At 69.2% G+C, this 9,831-nt stretch carries 12 protein-coding genes and 3 pseudogenes; 6 read left to right on the top strand and 9 right to left on the bottom strand.

Features of this window, described 5'->3' with window-relative positions; translation table 11 throughout:
• Positions 1 to 193 precede the first annotated feature (193 nt).
• Both AC0T5L_RS14660 and AC0T5L_RS14655 read right to left on the bottom strand, forming a co-directional pair.
• Positions 194 to 1,150 carry a helix-turn-helix transcriptional regulator gene (locus AC0T5L_RS14660; protein ID WP_476166009.1) on the bottom strand — a complete coding sequence of 319 codons (957 nt, stop codon included), beginning with the start codon at positions 1,148 to 1,150 and terminating at the stop codon, positions 194 to 196.
• 88 nt (positions 1,151 to 1,238) lie between these two features.
• Entirely contained in the window at positions 1,239 to 1,649 is a 411-nt protein-coding gene (locus AC0T5L_RS14655; RefSeq protein WP_476166008.1) for a RidA family protein, read from the bottom strand.
• Positions 1,650 to 2,174: 525 nt separating this feature from the next.
• On the opposite strand from AC0T5L_RS14655, the gene AC0T5L_RS14650 reads away from it, so the two are divergent.
• Together AC0T5L_RS14650 and AC0T5L_RS14645 are read left to right on the top strand one after the other, a co-directional pair.
• Entirely contained in the window at positions 2,175 to 2,333 is a 159-nt protein-coding gene (locus AC0T5L_RS14650; protein ID WP_476166007.1) for a hypothetical protein, read from the top strand.
• Between the two features lie 170 nt (positions 2,334 to 2,503).
• Complete coding sequence (locus AC0T5L_RS14645) at positions 2,504 to 2,713, top strand: hypothetical protein (protein WP_476166006.1); 210 nt, start codon at positions 2,504 to 2,506, stop codon at positions 2,711 to 2,713.
• Positions 2,714 to 3,074: 361 nt separating this feature from the next.
• On the opposite strand, the gene AC0T5L_RS14640 is transcribed toward AC0T5L_RS14645, so the two are convergent.
• A complete protein-coding gene (locus AC0T5L_RS14640; RefSeq protein ID WP_476166005.1) occupies positions 3,075 to 3,407 on the bottom strand; it encodes a YciI family protein in 333 nt (110 codons plus the stop codon).
• A 236-nt stretch (positions 3,408 to 3,643) separates the two neighbouring features.
• On the opposite strand from AC0T5L_RS14640, the pseudogene AC0T5L_RS14635 reads away from it, so the two are divergent.
• Positions 3,644 to 4,121 (top strand): annotated as a pseudogene (locus AC0T5L_RS14635) (transposase); the annotation flags it as partial.
• Here the strand turns inward: AC0T5L_RS14635 and AC0T5L_RS14630 are convergent.
• From AC0T5L_RS14630 to AC0T5L_RS14610, 5 genes and pseudogenes are all read right to left on the bottom strand, one after another.
• A pseudogene (locus AC0T5L_RS14630) lies at positions 4,112 to 4,198 on the bottom strand (hypothetical protein); the annotation flags it as partial. The pseudogenes AC0T5L_RS14635 and AC0T5L_RS14630 sit on opposite strands and share 10 nt — an antisense overlap.
• A 112-nt stretch (positions 4,199 to 4,310) precedes the next feature.
• The gene (locus AC0T5L_RS14625) at positions 4,311 to 4,547 is read right to left on the bottom strand and encodes a hypothetical protein (protein WP_476166004.1); all 237 of its coding nucleotides are present in this window, start codon (positions 4,545 to 4,547) and stop codon (positions 4,311 to 4,313) included.
• Between the two features lie 171 nt (positions 4,548 to 4,718).
• A complete protein-coding gene (locus AC0T5L_RS14620; RefSeq protein WP_476166022.1) occupies positions 4,719 to 4,892 on the bottom strand; it encodes a hypothetical protein in 174 nt (57 codons plus the stop codon).
• 28 nt (positions 4,893 to 4,920) lie between these two features.
• Positions 4,921 to 5,082: pseudogene (locus tag AC0T5L_RS14615) on the bottom strand (class III lanthionine synthetase LanKC N-terminal domain-containing protein); the annotation flags it as partial.
• Positions 5,083 to 5,269: 187 nt separating this feature from the next.
• Positions 5,270 to 5,425: a cinnamycin family lantibiotic gene (locus AC0T5L_RS14610; RefSeq protein ID WP_476166003.1), complete on the bottom strand. Its 156-nt coding sequence runs from the start codon at positions 5,423 to 5,425 to the stop codon at positions 5,270 to 5,272.
• 202 nt (positions 5,426 to 5,627) lie between these two features.
• On the opposite strand from AC0T5L_RS14610, the gene AC0T5L_RS14605 reads away from it, so the two are divergent.
• Together AC0T5L_RS14605 and AC0T5L_RS14600 are read left to right on the top strand one after the other, a co-directional pair.
• Complete coding sequence (locus AC0T5L_RS14605) at positions 5,628 to 6,614, top strand: ABC transporter ATP-binding protein (protein ID WP_476166002.1); 987 nt, start codon at positions 5,628 to 5,630, stop codon at positions 6,612 to 6,614.
• Positions 6,611 to 7,441 (top strand): ABC transporter permease, encoded by an 831-nt coding sequence (locus tag AC0T5L_RS14600; protein ID WP_476166001.1) that lies wholly within the window; start codon positions 6,611 to 6,613, stop codon positions 7,439 to 7,441. Before AC0T5L_RS14605 ends, AC0T5L_RS14600 begins: the two co-directional genes overlap by 4 nt.
• A gap of 228 nt (positions 7,442 to 7,669) precedes the next feature.
• Here the strand turns inward: AC0T5L_RS14600 and ddaH are convergent, their stop codons facing one another.
• Positions 7,670 to 8,461, bottom strand: coding sequence for a dimethylargininase (gene ddaH / locus AC0T5L_RS14595; protein ID WP_476166000.1), 792 nt, complete (start codon positions 8,459 to 8,461; stop codon positions 7,670 to 7,672).
• A 133-nt stretch (positions 8,462 to 8,594) separates the two neighbouring features.
• On the opposite strand from ddaH, the gene AC0T5L_RS14590 reads away from it, so the two are divergent.
• Entirely contained in the window at positions 8,595 to 9,797 is a 1,203-nt protein-coding gene (locus AC0T5L_RS14590; RefSeq protein WP_476165999.1) for an NAD(P)/FAD-dependent oxidoreductase, read from the top strand.
• Positions 9,798 to 9,831: the final 34 nt, after the last annotated feature.

The following is a 9,831-nucleotide window of genomic DNA, read 5'->3' as shown; positions in this document are numbered from 1 at the left end:
GGCCGGCGAAACAGGAACCAGCGGACACCGCGAGGCGCACCGCGCCCATGGCCGCGAGGTCGTGGGAATCCCCGGGGCCCACCCCGAGGAGGACGTCAAGTCCCCACCGGGATCCACCATGAGCGGCTCAAGGTCGAGTTCCCCTACTCCATCGATATCGATCTGACCGAGGTCGACAGGCTCTGGACCTGTGTCAGCCGGGGACCGCCGCGCGATGGAACCTGGTCGCCAGACGGGCCATGTGCCCGCGCAGCTCCTCGGGTTCCTGCACCTCCATGTCCATGTCGAGCATGCCCAGGTAGCAGGCCATGTGCAGCAGCGAGTTCCCGGCGCACACCAGCACACACGAGTGCTCGTCCACCGGCTCGATCCACCCGTGGCCCCCTGCCGTGCGCTTGGCCTCCTCCGCCGGGACGAACAACCTGATCCGCGCCTGCACGGGCCACATGTGCACGTTCATCCGCTCCTCCAGGTAGGCGACCACGCCCTGTTCGGGCGGGTCGCGCGGGGGCACGCGCGGACCGGTCGGGGCGAGCGGGCGCATCCGATCCACCCGGAAGGTGCGCCAGTCGTCACGGCCGGTGTCCCAGGCCACCAGGTACCAGCGCCGCCCCCGCGAGACCAACCGGTGGGGCTCGACGATCCGGCGCGAGGCGTTGCCGTCTTGGCTCTCGTAGTCAAAGCGCAGCCGCTCGCTGTCCCGGCAGGTGGCGGCCACCAGGGCCAGCGTGTCGGCGTCGACCGTGGGCCCGCCGGCCGGCATGGGGACGGTGAAAGCGCCCAGGGCCTTCACCCTGCGGCGCAGCCGCGAGGGCAGTACCTGTAGGAGTTTGGTCAGGGCACGAACCGAGGTCTCCTCGATCCCCGACACTCCGCCCTGGGCGGCGGTGCGCAACCCCACGGCGACCGCCACGGCCTCATCGTCGTCCAGCAGCAGCGGCGGCAGGGAGGCGCCCGGGCCGAGCTGGTAGCCGCCCCCGGTGCCCAGAGTCGCCTGGATGGGATAGCCCAGCTCGCGCAACCGGTCCACGTCACGGCGTACCGTGCGCGAGCTCACCTGGAGTCGTTCGGCGAGTTCGCCGCCCGGCCAGTCCTTGCGTGTCTGTAGAAGGGACAACAGGCGCAGCAGTCGCGCGGAGGCCGCTCTCATACCCGAAGCCTGCCAGAAGTGGAGGACGGTTCCTGTCCTGCACGCACACGGACGCCCACCGGCGGGCGTCCGCCGCCGACAAAGACGGTCAGACGGCCGCGGACGTGACTGCGACCGCCTCCACCTCGACCAGCTGGTTCTCGTAGCCGAGCACGGTCACCCCGAGCAAGGTGCCGGGCGCGTCGTGACCGCCCATGTGGGAGCGCACCACCTTCCACGCCTGGACCAGGTCCTCCTGGCGCGTGGAGGCGACGTACACCGTGGTCTTGACGATGTCGGTGAGGTCGGCCCCGGCATCGTTCAGTGCGGTGCGCAGGTTTCGCATGACCTGCTCGGCCTGGCCTGCGTAGTCGCCCACGGCGACGGTCACGCCCCCGGCGTCGAGTGGACACGCCCCCGCGGTCCACACCACCCGCGCTGGCGGCTGGGCCGTGGCGGCGTAGGCGTATTCCACGGCTTCGGTCAGGGTCTGGCTGCGGATCAGCGTGACCGCGTTCATCGTGCTCCCGGGTGCTCGTCGGTCGGTACACCTCAACCAACGCGCGCGTGCACCGCTGCGGTTCCGGTTCCGTCCGTAGCGAGGGCGCACCGGGCCGACCGGCGGACACCGCTGAACCCTCAGGTGCGAGCGGCGAGCAGTTCGTCACCGAGCCAGTCCCGGATCCGGGGGCCGAGGAGGATTACTACAGGATTTGGCGATAGAGCCGTGACCTCACTGGAGGCGGGTGTAGCAGCGCGGGCAAGCCGGGTTCTCCACCTCGGCGGGGGCGTTCCAGGTCAAGCGGCAGTACCAGCGGCGGCACCGGCGCCGTTGGTACGCGGGGGCGTAGTCGGCCCGGTTCTCCCGAAGCTACGGCGAGCCGCAAAGTAGCGGCCGAGACTGCCATGAAGTAGGCACCTCACCCGCGTGACCTGCGCAGATTTCAGATTCTCGACCTCCGGCGAGGCGGTTTCGTGGACACCTCCCCTGGATACTCTCAGTAATTGAAGGTCACAAACAGACACTGAAAGTGATGGGTCCGCTATGAAGAGTACCGGCCGCCGGATGCTGACCGTCCTCACCCTGGCCCTGGTCGGGACCCTTGCCGCCGCCAGTCCCGCCGCCGCTGCCCTCGGGCTCGGTGGCCCGTACCTCGACTCGTTCGACGGCCTCCTCGATATCGGTTTGTCCGCCCTCCTGTGACGAGGTGCGCTGGGGTGTCGGTGCGCACCAAGTGAGGTCTGGATATGGCGAAGGCCCCCATTCGGGCGTGGATGGGGCCTCGCGAAGCTGCACCTCGCTGACCTGCGCGAAGAACGCTTAGCGCACGATCCTGCTCCAATGTTCCTCACGCCCTGGGACGCGCACACAACATGCAACTGAACTACACCCTCCTCTTCGAGGCCGACACCAACGGCGACCGCCACCCGGATGAGGTCTCGTCGAGAGGGCCCAACGGCAGTGTGGTGTGGACTCAGGGAGCTCCCACCACCAGCAGCAGTGCCCATGTCTTCCGCGCGTGCCTCCTCGCCGACAGCCAGTCGCTGTGCAGGAACATCCACCGCCGAACCAACTGGCGGTAGGCGACCTGACCCACGCATGAGGAAGGCCCGGCAGGAACGTCCTGCCGGGCCTTATCGGTGGGAATAACAAGATTGGATACAAAGCGGGGTTGAGGAGGATCGGTCCGGCGGTGGGCGGCAGAACGCCCCGCAGACCACCGAAGGGGCACGCCCACACCGGTGGGCGGACACATCGGATTCCCGGACACGGAGCGGGGCCGCTTCCTCGTGGGCGCTCGGCCCTGCGCGCACCCCGACGTCCCAGAGGGTGTGGCGAGTTTTCACCTGCCACCCTGTCAGGCCTCAACGAACCCGGTGAACCTTTTCAGTCACCGCACTATCTATGTAGTACTAGCCGATGAGAGTGCGTCGCCCCCACGGTCTACGACGATTCCTGCAACGGCCAGACCTCGACCACGCCCTGTGCAACTGCGCATGGGGTCTTCGACACGAGTTGGATGGCTTCCTCGATGGTTGCGGCTTCGATGATCCCGAACCCGGCCACCGGGAGGGCCGAGGACATGAAGGAGCCGCGCTCCACCGTCATGCCGGTGCCATCGTGGTGGGTCACCTGTACAGGTGAGCCGGCGATGCCCAGAACAGCCCCGGCCTCAAGCAGGCGGGCGTCATGCGCATGCGCCTCATCCCGTACCGCCGCATCGGTGCGGTCGTAGCCGTCTTGGTCCCCGTATCCGATGGTTACGAATTTCGCCACAACAGGACCTTCCCCTCGTTCGTACGGAGTGCTCACCGGTACTGACCCTCAACCGTGCCCAAACTCATCGTTGCGCTGCTGACTGCCGAATTCGAGATGCAGCGCCTGCACGCCGCCCTGCAGCAGTTGGAGGTGTAGCGGCGCCTGCGGCTTCGTCAGAGACGGCGAAGGACCGCGGTTTCACATCCGCACAGGTCAGCCCATCCACCGGCACACCCATACACCGGTGTGCCGGTGGATGGGCCCAATACGGGTACTGCGCCTCCCACTCGCGCTACTTCTGGGGGCTGCGCCTGCACCTGGTGTGCACCCTGAGCGGCCTCCCGACCGCCTTCGCGCTGACCGGCGCCAAGGCCGATGAGCGCACCACCCTGCTGGAGATCTTCGCGGCCGATCACGGCCTGGTCACCGATCGCCCCGGACAGACGCTGATCGCGGACAAGAACTACTACGGGCGCGACTTCGAACGCTCTGTGGCCGAAGCAGGCCTGTCATTGCTGCGTCCGGCCCGCAAGGGCGAGCCCCCCACGGGCCGGATCAGGGTTGTTCCGGCCGTTGCGCCAGGTCATCGAGTCGATCAACCAGACCTTCAAGGGCCGACTGGACCTGGAGCGCCACGGCGGACGCACCCCGGGCGGGGTGATCATCCGGGTGCTCCAGCGGGTCCTGGCGCTGACCGCCGCGATCTGGCACAACGACCGCACCGGCCAGCCCTCGTCGATCACGCAGCGGGCCAGGAGCAGGCGTCCGGCGGGGGTCAGGCGGGCGTTGGCGTGGGTAGTGTGGGGCATCGAGGGCCTTCTGGTGAGTCGGGTAGATGTCGCAATCCACACCGATACCGAAGGCCCTCTTTGCGTGTGTCACGCGGGGTGGGTGTTACCAACCTCCATGGTCAGTACAGGACTACTGGGGGGCAACGTCGATGATCCAGCCGCCCTCATCCTCATCATCATCCGTCACCGCCTCGACGACGTTCCCCACCACAGGGATGGCGGTCAGCGTAGGAACGGCGATGATGTCATCGAAGTCGTCGTCGTCCTGGGCGTGGGCGGGCGCGGCGCCCAGGGCCAGGACGGCGGCGGCCAGCGCCAGGGACGAGGCGAGCTTGCGCATGAGGAACCTCCGGTGTGTGTGGGTCATGTCCTCCGGGGCCTCTATCCCGATGGCCTGCACTGATACCCTTTCGAAGCAAGAAGTGACAGGGTATTTACTCGCTGTGTCCAAGAGGGCGCGAAAAAGCCCCGCGCAACGCTCGGTAACTACGCACAGTAATCATCACGGCGGGAGCTCCGGAGAATACAGACCACTCGATCAAAGACTCCTGCCAGTCTCGACCCCCGAGTCCGCGTCGTCATGGCGCAGCAGTTCCATGCCCACTCCCGCCGCCCCTCGGTACTGGTTGGTGGGGCTGGGCATACCGCCCGGGGCGCGATCGTCGCCGGTGAGCAGGGAGCGGGCCAGCGCGCCGGAGACCAGGCCCGCCAAGGAGTCGGGGCCGACCGTGTAGTAGGGGCAGGACCCGTTCGACCGTGTCCAACAGGGTGGAGGGCCGTGCGGAAACGTAGATCTTCCACCCTTGGGGAGGAAGGTCGAGCCCTGGCACGGCCACGTCCGTCCAGGGCCCGTGGTCGGCGGTCACACGTCCCGGATCCTGTCGCGCACCTGCCGCGTGCACGCCGGTGTGGCGCCGTGGTCCCGCACCCTGTCTCCTTCGTGCTCGGTCGGTCTCGTCCGGATGGATGATGGGACGGCCCCCGCCATGCGTTGGCCGCCCCGGAGGCGGGGCAGGGCGCGCGGCCGGCGCGCGGCTCCTCAGCCGCGGTCATGGCCCCTCGATGCGCGCCGTCCTGAGTCGCTGCCGGTCAGAAGGTGGCTCCGTCACAGCGGATGGTCCATCCGCTGATGCAGGTGTGGAGGCAGCCGGCGTTGAGCTGCTCGGAGATGAGTTCGGTCTCGGTCCCGAGCGAGACCAGAGCGGTGGTGTCGAGTGCTCCTGCGTCGCGGGGCGTTTCCTGCACGACCCTGGACTACTCCTTTTGGCAACTGTTTGTTAGAGGCCAACTACCTCAGGTAGCTTTGCCGCGAGCTTCATCCCCTCGCCCCCATGCTGAAAACCGCTTCGTCACTGAGAAGGCCAACCTGGCCACCAGGCATTGGTGTCGTTCTGCCCCCATGAGGAGTGAATTGGAAACAGGAATCCACACCGGTGCCCCACCCGGAGTGACGCTCCCAAACACAGAAGAAGTCCGGACCGGATCCCCACGCCCTCCGGCGATCCGAGCCGAGGGCCTCGTCAAGACCTACCCCGGTGTGGAGGCGGTCCGAGGGCTGGACCTGCTGGTACACCCCGGGGAGATCTTCGGGTTCCTGGGCCCCAACGGAGCCGGAAAGTCCACCACCATCGCGATGCTGTGCGCACTGACCCGCCCCACCACCGGAAGCCTGTGGGTGGCCGGACAGGACGTCCACACCAACCCGGTCGCGGTCCGGCGCTCCATCGGCGTGGTCTTTCAAGACAGCACCCTGGACGACAAACTCACGGCCGAGGAGAACCTGCGCGTTCACGCCGCCCTCTACGGAGTACCGCGTCGCCGTGCACGCGAACGCGTCACCGCGATGCTGACCCTGGCCGACCTGCTCGACCGGCGGTGCAGCCTGGTGCGCACCCTCTCCGGCGGGATGAAGCGGCGGTTGGAGATCGCCAGGGGCCTGCTGCACCGCCCCGACGTCCTGTTCCTGGACGAGCCCACGGTCGGCCTCGACCCGCGCAGCCGCGCCGACGTGTGGCGGCACGTGCACCGTATGCGCCGTGAGTCCGGTGCCACCGTGCTGCTGACCACCCACCAACTGGCCGATGCCGACAACTGCGACCGAGTGGCCATCCTGGACCGCGGCCGGGTGGTGGCCCTGGGCACCCCGGACGAACTCCGCTCCCGGATCGGCGACGGCTGCGTCCGCCTGGTGACCGCCGCCCCCGACCGAGACGCCGAACGCCTCGCCGACGCCCTCGGGCTGGCCCCGACCGTCGTCGACCACGCCCTGGTGGTACGGGTGGCGGACGGTGCGCGCGCGCTGCCGGAGATCATGGCCGCCCTGGACGGGGCGGTCATTTCCGCGACCCTGTCCCAACCGAGTCTGGACGACGTGTTCCTGCACTACACGGGGCGCGACCTGCGCTCCGCCGAGACGGGGGAGGACCGCACATGAGCACGACGGTGGCCGCTCGGGTGGACGCCGAGGCGCGCGCGGCGGCCGCCGTGTGGCAACGCGAGATCATCACCTTCCTGCGTGAGCGGCTGCGCCTGGTGACCGGACTGGCGCAGCCGTTGCTGATCCTGGCCGCCCTGGGTATCGGACTGGGCACGGTCGTACCCGACGGCGGATCCGGCATCGGCTACGTGACCTTCCTGTTCCCCGGTGTCCTGGTGATGGCGATTCAGCCCCCGGCCTTCGCCACCGGCGCCTCGATCCTGTGGGACCGCGAGTTCGGCTTCCTGAGGAAGATGCTCGTGGCGCCCGTGCGCCGCGAGTCCCTGCTGCTCGGCAAGGTGCTCGCCGGTACCACCACCGCCACCTGCCACGGCGGGATCCTGCTGGTCTTCGCCGGGGCCGCCGGCGTACCCTACGATCCCGTGCTGTTCGCCTCCCTCATAGCGGTGCTGGTGCTGGCCTCGTTCGCCATGACCTCCCTGGGTGCTTTGCTGGCGGTCTGCCTGCCCAGTCCACAGACCTTCCAAGCGGCGACAGGTCTGCTCCTGGGGCCGCTGGTATTCCTGTCCGGAGCCTTCTTCCCGCTCAGCGGCCTACCGCCCTGGCTGGCCGCGCCCACCGCGCTCAACCCTCTGACCCACGCGGTGGACGCGGCACGCCGCACCCTCGCCGCCCACCTGCCCACAGACGCGCCCGACCACCTGTTCGGGAGTTTGAGGGTGTGGGACCTCCGCCCGTCGGTCATGGAGGAACTCTCGGTGTTGGCCTGCTTCGGAGCGCTGTGCCTGTTCCTGGCCGCGCGGCGCTTCTCCAGGCCTGACTAGGTGTACTGACCACTGAGGTTGGTGGGTGACACCCACCCCGCCTGACGCAGACGAAGAGGGCCTCCGGTGCCGGTGTGACGGGTGGGATCCACTCTCCGTCGGTCTCATACCTGTGGTCGCCCTCGACGCCGGACCTGCCCACAGGTACAAGACCGCCCGCGCGAGGGCCGACGGCGACGCTCACCGGTCACTGGAGGAAGTCCCCGACCGGCACGGCATGGAGGAGTCTCAGCCAGTGGTGTCCTGGTCCGGAACCAGGACACTCAGACAGGTCACGCACGCCTCCAGCTTCTCGAACTCGGAGATGTCCACCGGCAGCACCCGCCAGCGGTCGGCGGTCAGCTGGTGGATGGTCTCGTGCGCCGCCGCGCTGACCAGGACATCGCGCCCGCCCAACGGCAACACGTGCGCGCCCGGCTCCTCGGGGGCGCGGTGTACCGGCGGCAGGACATCGGCCTCCACCAGGTCGTGCAGGCCCACGAACGACCCGTCCGGCATCGCGGTCACCGCCGACTTCAGGTGCAGTGCCGCCCCCATCCCCACCCGCTCGACCTCCCGGCCCAGTGGTTTGAGCAGCTGTTCGAGCTGGGCGGCGCCCTCGGCGTTGGTGCGCCCTCCTACCCCCACGTAGACGGTGGAACCCACCTGGAGCACGTCGCCGCCGTCCAGGGTCGCGGGCGCCTCGATGCGCGCCACCCGCAACCCGAGCGCACGCACCACCGGCTCGACCCCCTCCACCTCTCCGCGGCGGGCCTCGGCCCCGGGCCGGGTCAGGACCGCCAGGTCTGCGCACACCACCACGGTGTCCTCCACGAACACCGAGTCGGGGTGCTCGGGCGCCGCCGCGACCTCGTGCACCCGCCACCCGGCCGAGGCGACGGCCTCCTGGTAGATCGTGTACTGGCGTGCGGCCAGGACCGGGTCCACCTCGGCGCGTGGGATGTGCGTGACGATGCCTCGTGCCAGTTCAGGGCTGGGTCGGCGCATCAGGGCGAACCCGTAGTAGGTGTATCCGTCCACGTACACGTCCTCCAGGGCTCGCTGCGGGGATTTCGGGAGAGCACAACCTATCGCGCTCCCGTACCCGTTTCCCGGACGCGGCACGCGGGCTGTCCAGCTTGTTCGCGAACGTTCGCCCGGGCAGGGTGGGGCCATGGACGTGATCGTTGTCGGTGGCGGGATCGTGGGCATGAGCGCGGCGTTCCACCTGGCCAAGAAGGGCGTGTCCACCGCCCTGGTGGACGCCGCGCACCTGGGGCAGGCCACGGCTGCCGGGCTGGGGGTCATCTACCCGTGGCCGTTCCCGTGGGATGCCGAGCCGGTGTGGGACTTCAAAGCCCGCGCGGCTGAGCACTATCCGCGGCTGATGGCCGAACTGGCCCAGGACGGGCAGACCACCGGCTACGAGGTGGTCGGGGGCATGTCCGTGGACCTGGAGGGGGACGACGCCGGGTTCGACCTGCTACGCACCCTGTCAGAACGCCCGGAGTTCACCACGATGGGCGGGGTGGAGCGGCTGGGCCCGGGCGAGCCGCGCGAGCGGTTCCCGCTGGTGCCCGCGCCCTACGGCGGGGTGTTCGTGGAGGGGATGGCCCGACTGAACGCCCCGGCGGCTCGGGCCGCGCTGTTCAACGCGGCGGAGGAGCGGGGCCTGCGCTACTTCAAGGGCGACTCCCGTCTGCTGTGGAACGGCCACCGGGTCACGGGCGTGCGGGTGGGCACTGAGGACCTGGAGGCACCCGTGGTCGTCGTAGCGGCGGGCGCGTGGTCGGCGGGGCTGCTCGCGGCCACCGGAGTGGACCTGCCCGTGCACCCGGTGCGCGGGCAGACGACGCACTTCGCTCTGCCGGGGCACGACACCAGGTCATGGCCGGTGGTGCGCTTTGGCGAACGTGGGTACTTCGTGTCGGCGTTCGGCCCGGACCGGGTGGTCACCGGCGGCACGCTGGAGCCTGAGGCCGGGTTCGACCGCCGGGTGACGGCCTCGGGTCTGCTGCACAACCTCTCCACCGCACTTGAGGTGCTGCCCGATCTGGACGACGCCACGGTGATGGAGACCCGGGTGGGTTTTCGGCCAGGCACACACGACGGCCAGCAGCTGCTGGGGCACACGGAGCGGCTGCCCGGAGTGGTGGTGGCAACCGGTCTGGGCGGTGACGGACTGACCTTCGGCCCCTACCAAGGGCTGGTCGCGGCACGGTTGGCGATGGGGGAGGACCCGGGCGTGGACCTGTCCCCCTTCCGCCCCGACCGGCCGATGACCCCCACCGCCGAGGAGATCGCCGGGGTACGGCAGAACACGGCCCCGACCGGGGGACGCGGCGAAGCGGTGAGGAGGCTGCCCCGGCAACGGTGAGTAGCCGTACTCAGGCACGGGAGCGGGGTGAGCG

This window comes from Nocardiopsis sp. TRM 82005 (genome assembly GCF_056312425.1).
This window is presented reverse-complemented; position numbering and strand designations above follow the sequence as displayed.